The organism is Micromonospora sp. SCSIO 07396 (assembly GCF_053667945.1).
Genome location: NZ_CM132210.1, coordinates 3,738,696 through 3,753,199 on the forward strand (window position 1 = coordinate 3,738,696; position 14,504 = coordinate 3,753,199).

Annotated in this window: 12 protein-coding genes; 4 read left to right on the forward strand and 8 right to left on the reverse strand. The window is 70.0% G+C overall.

Features of this window, described 5'->3' with window-relative positions; all coding sequences use genetic code 11:
* Nucleotides 1-220: 220 nt before the first annotated feature.
* From ACWCHM_RS16010 to ACWCHM_RS16045, 8 genes are all read right to left on the reverse strand, one after another.
* Nucleotides 221-1,333 carry a glycosyltransferase family 4 protein gene (locus tag ACWCHM_RS16010; RefSeq protein WP_454218899.1) on the reverse strand — a complete coding sequence of 371 codons (1,113 nt, stop codon included), beginning with the start codon at nt 1,331-1,333 and terminating at the stop codon, nt 221-223.
* Between the two features lie 99 nt (nt 1,334-1,432).
* Nucleotides 1,433-2,365: a glycosyltransferase family 2 protein gene (locus ACWCHM_RS16015; protein ID WP_454218900.1), complete on the reverse strand. Its 933-nt coding sequence runs from the start codon at nt 2,363-2,365 to the stop codon at nt 1,433-1,435.
* Nucleotides 2,362-3,651 carry an O-antigen ligase family protein gene (locus tag ACWCHM_RS16020; RefSeq protein WP_454218901.1) on the reverse strand — a complete coding sequence of 430 codons (1,290 nt, stop codon included), beginning with the start codon at nt 3,649-3,651 and terminating at the stop codon, nt 2,362-2,364. The genes ACWCHM_RS16015 and ACWCHM_RS16020 overlap by 4 nt, the downstream gene beginning before the upstream one ends.
* 29 nt (nt 3,652-3,680) lie before the next feature.
* Nucleotides 3,681-4,841, reverse strand: a complete 1,161-nt coding sequence (locus ACWCHM_RS16025) for a glycosyltransferase (RefSeq protein ID WP_454218902.1) — start codon at nt 4,839-4,841, stop codon at nt 3,681-3,683.
* Entirely contained in the window at nt 4,838-6,157 is a 1,320-nt protein-coding gene (locus tag ACWCHM_RS16030; RefSeq protein WP_454218903.1) for a glycosyltransferase family 2 protein, read from the reverse strand. The genes ACWCHM_RS16025 and ACWCHM_RS16030 overlap by 4 nt, the downstream gene beginning before the upstream one ends.
* On the reverse strand, nt 6,154-7,002 hold the full coding sequence (locus tag ACWCHM_RS16035) for a class I SAM-dependent methyltransferase (RefSeq protein ID WP_454218905.1): 849 nt from the start codon (nt 7,000-7,002) through the stop codon (nt 6,154-6,156). The genes ACWCHM_RS16030 and ACWCHM_RS16035 overlap by 4 nt, the downstream gene beginning before the upstream one ends.
* On the reverse strand, nt 6,999-8,567 hold the full coding sequence (locus ACWCHM_RS16040; protein ID WP_454218906.1) for a lipopolysaccharide biosynthesis protein: 1,569 nt from the start codon (nt 8,565-8,567) through the stop codon (nt 6,999-7,001). The genes ACWCHM_RS16035 and ACWCHM_RS16040 overlap by 4 nt, the downstream gene beginning before the upstream one ends.
* Nucleotides 8,560-9,342 (reverse strand): sugar transferase, encoded by a 783-nt coding sequence (locus ACWCHM_RS16045; RefSeq protein ID WP_454218908.1) that lies wholly within the window; start codon nt 9,340-9,342, stop codon nt 8,560-8,562. Before ACWCHM_RS16045 ends, ACWCHM_RS16040 begins: the two co-directional genes overlap by 8 nt.
* 353 nt (nt 9,343-9,695) lie before the next feature.
* Between ACWCHM_RS16045 and ACWCHM_RS16050 the strand changes: the two genes are divergently transcribed.
* The 4 genes from ACWCHM_RS16050 to ACWCHM_RS16065 all read left to right on the forward strand — a co-directional run bounded on the left by ACWCHM_RS16050 (nt 9,696) and on the right by ACWCHM_RS16065 (nt 14,489).
* Nucleotides 9,696-10,748 (forward strand): NAD-dependent epimerase/dehydratase family protein, encoded by a 1,053-nt coding sequence (locus ACWCHM_RS16050; protein ID WP_454218909.1) that lies wholly within the window; start codon nt 9,696-9,698, stop codon nt 10,746-10,748.
* 831 nt (nt 10,749-11,579) lie between these two features.
* Nucleotides 11,580-12,119, forward strand: a complete 540-nt coding sequence (locus ACWCHM_RS16055; protein ID WP_454218910.1) for a hypothetical protein — start codon at nt 11,580-11,582, stop codon at nt 12,117-12,119.
* Nucleotides 12,109-13,638, forward strand: a complete 1,530-nt coding sequence (locus ACWCHM_RS16060) for a glycosyltransferase (RefSeq protein WP_454218911.1) — start codon at nt 12,109-12,111, stop codon at nt 13,636-13,638. Before ACWCHM_RS16055 ends, ACWCHM_RS16060 begins: the two co-directional genes overlap by 11 nt.
* Nucleotides 13,626-14,489, forward strand: coding sequence for a choice-of-anchor P family protein (locus ACWCHM_RS16065; protein ID WP_454218912.1), 864 nt, complete (start codon nt 13,626-13,628; stop codon nt 14,487-14,489). Before ACWCHM_RS16060 ends, ACWCHM_RS16065 begins: the two co-directional genes overlap by 13 nt.
* Nucleotides 14,490-14,504: the final 15 nt, after the last annotated feature.

The window sequence follows — 14,504 nt, forward strand, 5'->3', positions numbered from 1 at the left end:
GGGCGAGGGTCTGGGCCAGCGCGAGACTCCGTCGGCGGAACGGTCCTCGTCCGGCGGTGTCGCCACCAGCACAGCGGATGACTGTGCCTCATAGCGGGGTGGCAGGGCCGGGTGTCAACACTTGAGCAGCGGCCAAAACCGGCGCAGAGGCCGTGCAGCGGTAGCGCTATCCGATGCCAGAACGAGGTCACACCGCCGTTGAGGTCCATTGAACGTCCCATCAGACTCTCACCTTTCCCCTGAACTCTGCGGGGGTGCTGAACACCGGCGGCGCGGCTGTCGTGGCTGCGGCCAACTCGTGCCAGATGTCATGCAGCCTGTCGGCGACCCGCTCCCAGGTGAACTCCGTCTCGACCCGGCGCAGGCCCCGAGCCGCCAGGTCGGCGGCCAGGCCGGGTTCGTCTCTCAGCCGGGTCAGCTGATCGGCCAACGCGGTCACGTCTCCGGCAGGGAAGATGAGACCGGCGTCGCCGACGACGTACGGGATCTCACCGACGTCACTGCCGATCACCGGGATCCCGCAGGCCATGGCCTCGACCAGCACCCGGCCGAACTGCTCACGCAGCGGGATGCCGACCCAGGGCAGCACGTTGCGCTGGACGACCTCCACGGACGGCAGTGCCAGAGTGCTCATCGCACCGAGCAGCGCCGGCAGCCGGTCGTGGGTCACCCAGCTGTGCCGCCGTACCCGTCCGGGGCGGCGTTTGACGGCGAGGTCGACCTCCGCGGCGAGGCTGCCGTCACCGATGAGCAGCACGTCACAGTCGACCAGCTCAGCGGCGCGTAACAGGTCGAGGATCCCCTTGTGCGGCTCGAGCCGACCGACGAACCCGACAGTGAACCGGCCATCACTGTCGGTTCGCGCCGACGGGCGGAAGATACGGGTGTCCACGCCCAGGGGGACGATGCTGCTCTGCCCCCGGTATCCCTTCGCGTGCAGCACCTCCCGGGCCTGCGGGGTGATCGGCAGGGTCATCCGCACCGACCGGTACGCGGCCTGCTCCAGGATCGGAAAGGGAAGCGGGAATCGGGTCACCACGTTCTGCGCGGCGTAGAGCGTCGTCGGAACGCGGGGCCAGTGACGTCGGCACAGCCGCAGCACCTGCCAGGTCGACAGGTACGCGGCCTCACCGATGACGTGCACGACATCCGGTGGTTCGGCGGGCAGGTCGTCCAGCGCCAACCTGCGGAACATTACCGAGGCCATGTGTCCGCTGCGCCCCTCCCCGAGCCAGTGCGGAACGACGCGCGCATGGAAGTTGGTGTGTAGCCGGGCCAACCGGTCGAAGTCTTGGCGAGTTGCCTCGGAGACGTCAGCGGCGATGACGCTCAAGCGGAGGTCCGGATTGCTGCAGAGGACGTCGAAGAGATCGCTCCAGTGCTCGGTCCGCGATCCCACGACAAATGTCAGAACGTGCATCGAAATTTTCCTTCAACTTGGTAGACGAGATATCGCGAGCCGGCCGACCCGGGTCCAAGCCCGCAGTCGGGCCAGGCCGACTCGTGGTTGCAAGGCCAGCCGAACGCCGGCCAGGCCGATACCGAGCAGTGCTCGCAGCAGGACCACCACCCGAACCAGATGCCGGCTGCGTGACCGGTGTCGGGTGAAGAACAGCAGCATGCTGCGATACAGGTGCGGCCAGATCCAAACCGGATCGCTGCTGCTCGCCCCGCCGATGTGGCAGGCGCTCACGCCCGGCACGTACCACACCTCAGCACCCCTGTACCGGACCTGTAGACAGAACTCCTCGTCCTCGTAGTACATGAAGTACGCCTCGTCGAGTCCCCCGACGGCGAGGAAGAGCCTGGTGGGCACCGCCAGGCAGGCGCCGGAGAGCCAGTCCACCGGGGCGGGCCGGTCACCGCGCAGGCAGGTGTCGTACGTGAGCCGGTGCCGTCGCCCGGACAACCACCGGCGCAGCGGCACCGGTACCAGTGGACCTCCGAACCGGCTCGCCACCACCGTCGTCAACGTCTCGAAAGGGTGGGCGCTCACCGCCACCCGACCGGCGGGGTCGACCAGCCTCGGTCCGGCCACCCCGTACCGTTCGGCCGCGACGCGAACGAGCTCGTAGGCGGTCGCCGGTGGCACGACGCAGTCCGGATTGACCAGCAGCAGCACCGCGCTGTCGACGCCCAGGGCGGCCCGGTTGACGGCTGCGGCGAAGCCGATGTTCGCCGTGTTCGCCAGCACCGTCACGGTGGGGAAGAGCGCGCGGACCAGCTCCACCGTCTCGTCGGTCGAGGCGTTGTCGACCAGGCGTACCGGTAGGCCGGCCTGGTGCAGCGCAGCCAACGTGGCGGTGATCTGGCGGGCCGAGTTGTGTGTCACCACGATCGCGGTGGCGTCGGAGCGGGACGTCATCGGACAACCTCCAAGCGCCGCCAAGCCGTGGGGAGCGACGCCGTCGCCGGCATCGTCGACCGGGCCGGCGACGGCCGTGCCGTGGGCAGCGTGAGCAGGGTCAGGGCGGGCAGCAGACCGAGTTCCCAGTGCCCGTCGGTCGGGGCGGCGAACAACGCCGCAGCAAGGAACCCACAGCACAGCGCGGCGAACGGCACAGACGGCGCATCCCGGACGGCGAGACCGATCCGGATGCTGCGCACGATCGGCCAGAGCACCAGGGCGAGACCGACCAGACCCACGTTCGCCAGAAGCGTGACGTAGTACGCGTGGTAGACCGGCCCGACACTGGTGGATGCGAAGTCGGCGAGGTAGACGTCGGCTGTGGACTGCCCGAGACCGGCACCGAGCACCGGACGGTGCGCGAAGACCTCCAACCCGACGGCCGACTCCGGGCCCCGATACCCGGCGGACTGCTCCAGTCCGGTGGCGATCCCCTGGGCCCGCTGCTGCACACCGGGCGTGAAGACCAGCACGACACCCAATGCCAGGCCGGCCGCCGCGGTGGCGGTCAGCCCGGTGCGGATGCTCCGTCCGCCGCGCAGCAGCAGCACCGCGATCGTCACCAGAGCCGCGAGCCAGATCCCCCGGTAGGAGGCGAGCAGGACGTCAGCGGCGAAGACCCCGGCGACCGCCACCGCGAGGACCCGATGCAAGCCCCGAGCCCTCCCGGCGAGCCAGACCAACGTGGGGATCGCCAACAGGGTGAGCAGGCCGCCGTGCCGCCCCGGCATCGTCATCGACGCAGCCGTCAGCCCTGCTGCGACAACCACGTACGCCAACCCCGCCGCAGCCAGCCGCCGGGGCGTGGTCAGCGAATGGGTGGCGAGGAAGAAATACAACGGCAGGACGGTGATCTGGTATCCGGCGACGACTATCTCCGCGGGCAGGTTCCCGATCGCCAACCCGTACCCGGCGGCGATGCCGGTCAGGACGACCACGGCCATCATCCCGAGATCGGCCACGGTGTGCCGGGGCTCCGGGTCCATCCGCAGCCAGTACCGGACGAGCAGGGCGACCACCCCGGTCGCCAGGAGCAGCAGGTGCGCGCCGATGTACGTCCGGACGTCACCGCCGCTGGTGGCACCACCGATCACGGCGCCGCCGAGAATGCCGACCGGCAGGACCAGCCACGGCCAGAGCAGGAACACGAGCAGCGCCACCAGTGCACCGGTGCCGGCCAGCGCGAGTTTCCCCGGCAGCATCAGCAGCACCAACGCCATGCTGGCGAGCGCGGCGGCGGCCATCGCGACGGTAGCTGGTCCGACGGCCCGCCTCACCGTGGCAGCCCTTCGAGTAGGTGGCGCAGGCGTTGGCCGCGGTGCGCCCAACTGTTGGCTGCCGCCACCGCCCGACGACGGGCGATCTGCTCCGGTACGGCGGCAGTGTCGAGTTCCGTCGCGATCGCCTCGGTGAAGGCCGCCGGGCCGGCGGCGATCCGGACCAGACCGTCCAGCTTCCGCAGCGCGGGCAGGGGAGTGGCGACCACCGGCTTGCCCAAGGCGAGGTACTCGTAGCACTTTTTCGGGTGCACGTAGTCGATGAGTCCGCCGACCCGGTACGGAATGACCGTGACGTCGCAGCCCCGCAGCAGAGCCGGAATGTCGGTGTAGCCGACCGGGCCGGTCAACATCACGTTGTCCAGTCCGCGCAGTGGTGCCCGTCCGGCTCGGGTGCTCGGGCCGATCAGCAGGAACGTCCAGTGCGGACGGGCGCGCGCGACGGCGGCGACCAGATCGGCGTCGAAGGCCCGGGTGTCCACCGCCCCGCAGTAGCCGACGATCGGACCGCGTAGGCACGCCACCAGAGGTGCGACAGGACCATCGACCGCGAAGTGCGTCGGATCGCACCCGTTGGGCAGGACCACCGGGACGGGACCCAGCGGCGGCATCCGCTCGGGCAGCGCCGACGACGAGGCGAGCACCAGGTCGGCGGCGGTCAGGGCCCTGGCCAGGCTACGGCGCAGGTGTCGGCGGTTCCACCAGCGGGTGAAGGTCCAGTCCAGGTCGGTGGCGTCGTAGACCACGGCGGCGGCGGGCAACCGGTCGGCGCAGGGCGCAGCCAGGTCCTCGTCCACCCAGAGCAGGCGTATCCGGCCTCCGTGGTGGTGCAACCAGCGGCGGAGGGCGCCCGCAGCGACCCACCGGTTGATCTCATTGCCCGGCGGCAGATGCCGACCCAACGGCACGGCGGTGGGCGGCACGGCATGCCAGAGCGCCCGGTCGACCTGGGTCACCGTCGCCTGCCAGCGGGGCCGCTGTCCGGGTGGATCGACGAACATCACCTGGTGGTCGGTGGTGAGTTCCCGGGCCAGCGCATGTTGGCGGTGTGCGCCGCCCGCCCAGGGGGTGCCGCTGAACAGCACGGCCCACGGCATGGCCGTACGCACGGCGTCCCGGTTCAGGGTCGGCTGTCGCCGCGCGGTCAGCTCGCTCACACGGGCTCCCGCTGCTCGACCGGTACCGGGGCAGAGTCGGTGAGTACCTCGTCCTCACCGAGCCGACCCCGGACGCAGCCGGCCCGGTGGTCGTCGAGGCGCAGCATGCGGACGCCGGACTGCCGGTCCAGCCACCGTCGGACGGTGCCGGCGGCGACCCGCCGGTTGATCCGGTCCACGAAGGGCATCCGGTCACCGAAGGGCAGCAGGGTCGGTGGGGTGAACTGCCAGCGTGCGTCGGTGAGAGGGGTGACCCGGCTACGCCGGTTGATCCGTGCGGCGGGTGGGTCGACAAGTAGCAGGCGGTCGCCCTGCGGCGTTCGTCTGTCGGCTGCGGCCCGGGCCTGCGGTGCCGGCCACGCGGATCGGGTGAAGACGATCAACCAGTCGCGGGTGTCGCCGTCGGGAAGCGGTCCGACGTCTGCGCGCAGGGCGGCGCGCAGGTCGGGCAGGGTGAGCTGCACCGGCCGCCCGCACAGCAGTTTCACCAGGTGGTCGGCGAGGACGACGAGTCGGAACAGGGCGACCCGGTGGCGCGGCTGGGTCAGCCGCAGGTAGGCCACGAGACCGCCGAGCAGGTGCCGGTAGCGGATCGCGGGGCCCAGTAGCCGGCAGGAGGCACCCCGAACGTGGTCGACCACCGCGTCGGGGATCATCCAGACCTGGTGTCCGGCCTCGTCGAGTCGGCGTACGAGCAGAGCGTCGTTCCAGTAGATCGGAAAGCGTTCGTCGAAGATGCCGTCGGGTTCCAGGATGTGCCGGCGAACCATCAGACAGCTGCCCGAGGCGAGTCGTCGGGGGCGGCTGAAATCCTGTCCTCGCATCTGGAAGGTGTGCAGGGCCCGGCGAAAGCCGGGTACCCGTCGCAACACGGTGACCAGCGCCAGGGCCGCGGGGAAGCTGGGCAACTGGATGTAGTGCTGCTGGAAGGTGCCGTCCAGATTGAGGTAGAGCGGGCTCACCCCGGCCGCCTGCGGGTGCTCACGCAGGAAGGCGAGCATCCGAGCTAGGGCCCCGGGATGAAAGCGAACGTCGCTGTTGAGCACCAGGATCACCTCTCCCCGGGAACGGCGGTAGGCCTGGTTGACAGCGGCGGCGAAGCCCAGGTTGCGCTCGTTGCGGATGAGGTCGACGCCGGGCCAGCCCGCGAGTAGCTCGGCGGATCCGTCACGGGAGGCGTTGTCGACGGCGATCACCTCGTAGTCGAGGTCGGCGTCGGCCGTGTCGGCCAGCGACTGCAGGCAGAGCCGGGTCTGCTCCCGGGTGTTCCAGCTTGTCAGCAGGATGGACAGCGCGGGTCGGGTGGCGACGCTCATCGGGCGGTCCCCCTGTCGGCCCTGCGCGCGACGACCCGCAGCAGGTCTCCCCGCCGCGGGTGGGTGAGGCGGGGAGAACGCAGGTCCAGCCAGTCTCGGGGGAGGAGACGACGGGCGTGCCGCACCCGGTAGCCCAGCGGCATGTAGTAGCGGAACACGGCGGTGTCCTGCCGTACCACATCGAAGCCGGTCGCGGCGAGCAGCCGGGCCAGCGATAGCGGGCTGAAGTGCCAGTGATGGTAGCGGGGCTGCAGGCCGGGCCAGTCGTGTCCGAGGCGGTGGGCTGCCGCCGACGCGATGTTCGGCACCTCCAACGCCAACCATCCGCCCGGCGTCAGCGTCGCCCGGGCCGCCCGCAGGAACGCTCGCGGATCCGCCACATGCTCCAACACGTGGAACGCGCACACCACGTCCGCCCGTAACGACGGCGCGACCTGCTCGAAGCTGCCCTGCCGGACCGGTACTGCCCAGCGGGCCGCCGCGAATCCCGCCGCCGCCTCCGACACCTCCACGCCGGTCACCGTGAAGCCCGCCCGCCTCGCGGCCTCCAGGAAGTAGCCTCCCGCGCACCCGGCCTCGACCAGCACCGACGGCTTCACCAGGGAGGACAACCACCGCAACCGGCGACCCGCCTCGAACCGGCGGGGGCCAGTCAGGAAGTAGTCCTCGTAACCGCCACCGGTGAAGTAGTCCAGGTCGTAGCGAACCGGGGTCTGCCCCGGCTCGGGCACGGTCCAGCCGAGCCCGCAGCCCGTGCACCGGCGCAGCCGGCCGTCGAGATAGGGCAGGTGGGGCTGGTCGGCGGCGCAGGTCAGGCAGGTGCCGACGGAGACGTCGATGCTCATCGGTCGCCCCCTGCGACGCTCGACACCGCCACCCGGCGGGTTTTCGTGGCCAGGGCGCGTAGTCGGCTGCGTTCGTCGGCGCGTAGGTAGCCGCAGAGCAGGAGCAGGGCGGCGGTGAGGGTGAACACCAGTGCGGCGCGGACGGATCCGGCGGCGGCGGCACCCAGGCGCCCGGGCCCGTCGGGCAGCAGTTCGGTGGACGCGGCGGTGACCAGGGCGGCGAGGGTGGCTGCGGCGGCGGGCGGCCACAGGATACGCAGCAGCACGCCGATGGGACGGCCGGTCGCCCGGTGAAAGTGGGCCAGGAAGTAGCCGGTGGCGAGCACCACGCCGAGCGAGGTGGCCAGGGGAACCCCGAGCGGCCCGACCAGCACGAGCAGGGGAACGGTCAGCGCCAGGTTGATCGCCACCGAGAGCAGGACGTAGCGGGTCTCCAGCCCCGGTCGGCCCTGCACCCGGGCGGTGACCGTGGCCGCACCGGCGACCAGGTTCAGTGCGTAGGCGGGGGCGAGGATGGCGATGGTTGCCGCAGCCCAGTCGACCGGGTGGCCGAGCCAGAGCCGCACCAGCGGCTCGGCACCGACGACCAGCGCAGCCGCGGCGGGGGCGAGTAGCACGGCGAGGTAGCGCAGGGTGGTGAGGTAGAAGCGGTCCAGCCAGTCCCGACCGCCGATGGCCGTACGCCGGACGGCCTCGGGGAAGAGCACCTGCAGTGCGAACGTCGGGGGTAGCCGCAGTAGATTGAGCAGCCGTACCCCGAGGTCGGCCGAGCCGGCGACGGCCGGACCGAAGGCCGCGCCGAGGATCAGCTTGTCGAGCTCGACGTTGACCGCGCCGGTGGCGCTGGTGAGCTGTACCCGCAGGCCGTACCCGGTGACCCGACGCAGGTCCTGGTTGGTCAGGCGGCCGATGCGGGGAGCGAGGTGCCGGTGTCCGCGCTCGGCGGCGACGGCGAGCATCGCGGTGCGCAGTATCCCGGTTCCGGCGGTACAGGCGGCGAGGGCGGCGAGGCCGCCGCCGAGGCGGAGCGTCACGACGGTCAGGGCCGCGCCGAGAACCGCGGTGATGCTGGTGACGGCTGCGAGGACGCCGTAGCGCTGGACGCCTTCGAGGATTGCCCGCCAGGGCGTCTCGACGCCGCCGGCGACTACCCCGACCAGCAGCCACAGGGCGGCGTGCCAGGCGTCGCGGCTGAGCTCGCCCAGGCGCAGCAGGTGGCTGATCCATGGCCAGCCGCTGGTCAGGACGGCCAGGAGCAGTAGACCGAGCGCGACGCCCCAGGCCAGGCCCAGCCCGAGCAGCCGGCGCACACTGACCGGGTCGCGCTCCGGACCTGCTCCGGCGACCTCGCGGACCAGTGTCGACCCTAGCCCGAGGTCGAGTACTGCGGCCATGGCCAGTAGACCGGACAGCAGCACCCACACACCGAACTCGACGGCACCGAGACGCTCGTAGACGATCGGCAGGGTCACCACCCCGGTCGACGCCACCACGACGCGCGCCGCCAGCATGGTCAGGGTGTTGCGGGTCAGTCGGGTGCCCGCGCGCCCGGTCGGTTCAGCCACGGGGAAATCCCCGCAGCAACTCCACAAGGGTCAACGCCAGCAGGCTCAGGTCCATCCGCAACGACCGGCAGTTGAGGTAGAGCAGGTCACAGCGGAGCTTGTCCTCGACCGTGGCCGCGTAGCCGTCGGTGAGTTGCGCGATGCCGGTCAGGCCCGGCCGGATGAGGTGGCGTAGGTCGTAGTGGGGCATCCGGAGGAACCCGGCGATGAGCTCCGGGCGTTCCGGGCACGGGCCGACCAGGCTCATGTCGCCACGCAGCACGTTCCACAGTTGCGGCAGCTCGTCGAGGCGCCAGCGGCGCAGGTAACGGCCGAGTCGGGTGACCCGCTCGCCGCCGGGGCGGGCGAGGACCGGTCCGGTGTCTGCCACGACGAGGCAGATGCCGAGCATGACCGGCAGTATCAGGATGGACACGAGGGCGAGGATTCCGAGGTTGAGGCAACGCCGCAGATCCACCCGGGTGTGTCGGTGTGGCCCGGGTCGCAACCGGATCCAGTCCATCCCGCCGAAGCGGCGCAGGCCGGATGGTTGCAGCAGGCCGTAGCAGGGGCGGGCCAACACCAGGATCTCCACACCGAGTTGACGGCACAGCGTCACCGTCGGCACGTCGCGGTTCTCCAGCGGATGCTTGAGCAGGAGCATCTGGGGGCGAATCCGCCCGATGGCGGCGACCAGGTCGTCAGGCCGCCCGGGTACGGGCACGCGCACGACAACGTCGAACTCGTCGTCGAGGCGGCCCACCAGCGGCTTGGTGTCGTCGGCTTCGAGGACCATGATCATGGTTCGGCACGGGCGCGGCTTCGGGGATCTGGCGCGGGTACCGCTGAGCAGCGAGCCAGCCCCGTGCCGGCGCGCGGGCACGGGGAGCGGCCCTTCGGTGGGCGCGCTCGTCGTCGACTGCTCCATGTTCCACCCCTCCTGCTCCTTCAGCCGAACAACGCTAAACAGGCACGAAAGGCACTAGATGCGGCGAAAATTATTGGAGACGCTCCAATACAAGGCTCGCTCATAAAACCGCATCAAGGTACTTGATGGTTTTATCGGACATAATGGCGCATACCATGGTCCAATCAGGCGGCAAGGGCCACGGTGGTGACACTGGCCCATCACTGTCAAGGAGTCTCAGGATGGATTCAGAGTCGCTGGAGCAGCCGTCTCAGCCCGGTAGCTCCGCGCCGAGCCGGGTGGTGGTCACCGGCGGGGCCGGTTTCATCGGCGGCGGCGTCGTCGCCCGGCTGATGCTGATGGGGAGCGACGTACGGGTGGTCGACGACTTCTCCACCGGAAGCATGGAGAATCTCGCCGACGCGGCATACGGGGGACTCCAGGAGTCCGATGTCCTCGACGGCGACGTTCGGACCGCCGAAGCGGTGGACATCATCCACGAGTGGAAGCCCGAAGTGGTGGTGCACCTCGCGGGACAGAGCAGCGCGCCCGCCGCCCAGGAGATGCCGCTCTTCGATGCCGACGTGAACATCTTCGGCACGATGAACGTCCTGGATGCCTGTGCCCGCAGCGGGGTGCGGCTCTTCGTCTACGCCACCTCGAGCGCGATCTACGGTCCGGTGCCCGCCGAGGCCCTACCGGTACGCGAAGACCATCCACTGGCCGCCACCGGCCCCTATGGGATCAGTAAGGCAGTGGGGGTCTGTTACCTCTACTGGTACCGCCGGGAGCATGGTCTCGCATTCACCGCCCTCGCGCTGAGTAACGTCTACGGCCCGGATCGCGCCGACCGCACCCCCGGGGTGGTGTCGGCGCTGGCCGAAACCCTGCTCGACGGCGAGCAGCCCACGATCTATGGCGACGGCCGGCAGACCCGCGACTTCGTGCACGTCAGCGACGTGGTCGACGCCATCGTCCGTGCCTGCCATCACCCGGGTGCCGGACTGGTCAACATCGGCACCGGCCGGCAGACCAGCGTCAACGACCTGTATCAAACGGTCGCGGCCACGGTTGGATCGAGCACGCCGCCCCGCTACGAGCCGCAATTCGACGGCAGCGACCTGCCACGGATGGCGCTGAACAGCGGTAAGGCGTTGCAGTGCCTCGGGTGGCGGCCCACCATCGGGCTCACCGACGGGGTCCAGCTCACCGTGCGCGAGATCCGTCGACGTCGTGCCGGGCAGCAGCGCCCATACTGGCCGACTACCGAGCAGCCCGTCGGCGCAGGACTCTGATTGGACACGGACGCCGGCGGGTTCGCTTCGCAGGAACTCGCGAGGGATCCGGCTCTGCGCGGACCCAGCCGTTGGATCAGTCCGCACCCCGGACGCCGTTGCCTCGGCCAGGTGTAGTCGCTGCCTCCTGTCTCGGCAAACCGACATCACGTCATCCGGAATATACAAGCACCCGCAGTCAGCCAGCCGATGCTTCGGGAGAATGCCTGAGTCAGGGCTGCGAGTGGGCAGGAGGGCCGCCCGCCTTCACGGCGCGAGTCGCTGCGCGTGATGACGCCGAACCCTGGTCCGGACGGCGACGCGCCCACCCGCCAGTCGGATGGTCTGGCTCTCCGCCGGCCTGCCTGTCTCCATGAGATTCGACCATCCCGCCCGCGTGCCAGCGGCAACGCGAGGCGTTGCGTCAGCATGCGACGAGAGATCAGCCAGGGCTGTCGCGCTCCAGATCCGCGCGCTCCGTGAGCGTTTCATCGAACGATCGAGCCTCCGCTGACCCCTGCGCGACGTCGGTCCTACGTCGATCGCGGGCAGCCTGTCGGGCACGGTGGCTCGACCCGACGGTCGAGCCTGTCAGGTCAGCTCTGCCGATCCCGTTTCACATTCCCGAAAGTTCCTATTTGACCGATTTAGGAATGTATGTTTCTTCCGTCAAGTGGAGGGTGTTTTAGTGCCAGGAGGTTGTGACATGTACGGGGTTCCGACGAAGGGGCCTTCCGTCGGCGGTGGTCTCGCCACGACAGGTGCGGCGCTCCACTCCTGGATCCTGGTCGGAATCGGCCTGGTGGTCCTCGGCGCGTCGCTGTGGTTGGCCGCTAACGCCGGTCGGGCTCGATGACCCGCCGCACCCTGCTGGGATGGACGCAGGCACTGCTCGGAGCGGTCTGCGGAGCCGCCCTCGGTGCCATCCTGTTCCGCAGCTGGCACGACGTGGCCGTGGTCGAGGCATGGCTCAACGCGCACCTCGTCTCAGCCGTCGGCCTGGCCGACACCACCTCGGTCGGCGCGGCCGTGACCTTCCCGCTCGACAAGCAATGGGTCGGGTTCCTGGTCTCCACCGGCTGCTCGGTGTCGATGCTGCTCATCCCGCCCTTCGTCCTGGCGAGCCTGCTCGTCGGCTTCCGGCGGCTCACCCTGTCCCGAGCCGCGATCACCGTCGCGCTGGCGGTGGCAATGCTGGTCACCGTCAACCAACTCCGACTCGCCGCCGTCGTCGCAGCCATGCAGATGTGGGGCTTCGAGGTGGGCTACCAACGCAGCCACGTGCTGATCGGTTCCGCCATCAGCACCCTCGGGCTGATCGCGGTGGCGATCATCTTCCTGCTCTTCGTCGGCCGCAGCCGCAGACCAGGAAGGCAACGCGATGCCCACTGAAATCCCGTCGCTGGCGATCCTGAACACCATCGCGTTCCTGCTGTGCGTCTACTTCTGCGCCTACGTCCTGAGCATCCTCGTGCTGCACCTGCGCGCAGGAAGGGCTGCCGGTGGTGATCACAGCCGATTCTCCTGGCACGTCATCGTGCCCTGCCGTAACGAGGCCACCGTCATCGCCGCGACCCTGCGGCGGCTCCTGCACGACATGCCCGATGTCACCATCTGGTGCGTCGATGACGACTCCGACGACGGCACCGCCGCAGTACTCGCCACCTTCGTCGCTGACCCCAGGGTCCGCGTGGTCACCCGACGGCGTCCCGACGCCGTAGAGGGCAAAGGCGCAGCCCTCAACGCCGCGTGGCGGGCCATCCAGGACCACCTGTCCGCCGACACCGACGCCGACGCCGAGCGGACAATCGTCGGAGTCCTCGACGCCGACAGCCAGCTCGACCCGCGCTGCCGCTCCGCCCTGGCCGGCCCCCGCTACTTCGGCTCACCCGCCGTCGCCGCCATCCAGATCGAGGTCCGGATGGTCCAGTGCAGTCGACCGACGCCCGGACTCAACCGGTGGGGTCGCCTCCTCGTACGGCTACAGGACATGGAGTTCCGAGCGCCGATCGCCGCGATGCAGTCGCTGCGTCGGCACACCCGCAGCGTCGCCATGGGCGGCAACGGACAGTTCACCAGGCTGTCGCTGCTCAACGCGCTCGGTGCCGAGCACGGCACACCCTGGCACGGCGCGCTGCTCGAAGACTTCGAACTCGGTCTGCACATCCTGCTGCACGGCGGCGCGACCGAATACTGCGCCGAGAGCTGGGTGACCCAGGAGGCTCTCACCAAGGTCAGACCGCTGATCCGGCAACGTACCCGGTGGGCGCAGGGATCCATGCAGTGTGTCCGGTACCTGAACGCGGTGCTGAACTGCCGGCAGATCGGCAACCCCGCCATCATGGAAATAACCCACTTCCTCGCCGCGCCCTGGTGCCAACTCATCGGCACCCCCGTCTACCTCTGCTGCGTCGGCGTGCTCGGCTGGTACATCAGCCGCACCGACGGCGGCATCGGCATCTGGTGGACGTCGGGCGGCTGGGGCCTGATCCCGCTGGTGGCGCTGTTCGGCGTCGGTCCGTTCGCCGTCTGGGGACTGGTCTACCGCAACCGCTGCGAACCACACCTGTCACTTCCAGCCGCCCTCGGCCTCGGCATCGGCCACTGGGTCTACAGCTACCTGCAGTCGGTGGCCGTCTGGATCGCGCTCGGCCGGATGCTCACCGCCCGTTCCGAATGGCACAAGACCGCCAGGGCAGCCGACCCAGCGCCCGCACCTGCCCGAGCCGAACCGGCCCCCGCAGCAGCCAGCAGCCCGCGTCGGCGGCACCCCCACCAGCTCACCCATGCCGGCGTACCGGTGATCCGCGCCAGCGTGCCCGTCACCCAACCACCCACCCAGAGCACCCCGAAGACCAGCCCTCACCTCACCAACAGCAACAGAGAGCGAGCAGTGTCATGCGCAAACTAGGACCGGGGCTCACCCGGACCGCCACCGTGCTGGCCGGCGGCCTGGCGATGGTCGTCCTGGCGGCGTCACCAGCGCTGGCCGACACCTCACAGGCGACGGCCAGCGCCCTGCAGATCAGCCTCGTCGGCGGTGGACTGGCCAGTTCCGGAACAGCGACCGCCACCAACGACGGAACGACCGAGTCGATCTCCGGCAACACCAACCCACCGCTGTCGGTGCTGGGCGGCCAGACGGTCATCACCGCGGGCGTGCTGGGCCAGTACGTCCGGGCGTTCAACGACGGCACCTCGGCCGCCTGTGCAGGTGTGCTCGGTAGCGGCGGCACCATCACCATCGGGTCCGGCGGGTCCTGCACCGTCACACCCGGTGCCGCGGTCACCCTGACCCTGGGAACCAACGGCCTGGCCACCATCACCCTGGTCGCCGACGCGATCTACGCGCAGTGCACGGCAACGAGCAGCCCGTCGGCAACCGGCAGCGCCACCCTGGTCAACGCCAGCATCGTGTCGACCACGCTCGGCATCCCCACCACCCTGCTCAACCTGCCGGCCAACCCGGCAGCCAACACCGGGCTGAACATCCCGGGCGTGCTGAGCCTGGTCCTCAACGGCCAGACCAGCTCCACTCCCGGACAGCTGACCGTCACTGCGCTCAACCTCAGTGCCCTCGGCGGCTCCCTCGCCTCGGTCGTCATCGGGTCGGCGGGCTGCGGTCCGAACGCGATCGCCCCGCCCGTCCCGGTGATCCCGCTCGCCGGTATGCCCATCGCCGTGGGTCTCGGCGCTGTGGCCGCGGGCACCGGTGGCGGCATCATGCTGCACCGGCGTCGCCGAGCCACCGTGCGGAGCTGACCGATGGGTCGTGGC

What these genes read in the sequence shown, in the direction of transcription:
- ACWCHM_RS16055 (WP_454218910.1), top strand. Translation starts at nt 11,580, where the DNA reads ATGACCCGCCGCACCCTGCTGGGATGGACGCAGGCACTGCTCGGAGCG.
- ACWCHM_RS16035 (WP_454218905.1), bottom strand. Translation starts at nt 7,002, where the DNA reads ATGAGCATCGACGTCTCCGTCGGCACCTGCCTGACCTGCGCCGCCGAC.
- ACWCHM_RS16065 (WP_454218912.1), top strand. Translation starts at nt 13,626, where the DNA reads ATGCGCAAACTAGGACCGGGGCTCACCCGGACCGCCACCGTGCTGGCC.
- ACWCHM_RS16060 (WP_454218911.1), top strand. Translation starts at nt 12,109, where the DNA reads ATGCCCACTGAAATCCCGTCGCTGGCGATCCTGAACACCATCGCGTTC.
- ACWCHM_RS16030 (WP_454218903.1), bottom strand. Translation starts at nt 6,157, where the DNA reads ATGAGCGTCGCCACCCGACCCGCGCTGTCCATCCTGCTGACAAGCTGG.
- ACWCHM_RS16015 (WP_454218900.1), bottom strand. Translation starts at nt 2,365, where the DNA reads ATGACGTCCCGCTCCGACGCCACCGCGATCGTGGTGACACACAACTCG.
- ACWCHM_RS16045 (WP_454218908.1), bottom strand. Translation starts at nt 9,342, where the DNA reads ATGGTCCTCGAAGCCGACGACACCAAGCCGCTGGTGGGCCGCCTCGAC.
- ACWCHM_RS16020 (WP_454218901.1), bottom strand. Translation starts at nt 3,651, where the DNA reads ATGGCCGCCGCCGCGCTCGCCAGCATGGCGTTGGTGCTGCTGATGCTG.
- ACWCHM_RS16050 (WP_454218909.1), top strand. Translation starts at nt 9,696, where the DNA reads ATGGATTCAGAGTCGCTGGAGCAGCCGTCTCAGCCCGGTAGCTCCGCG.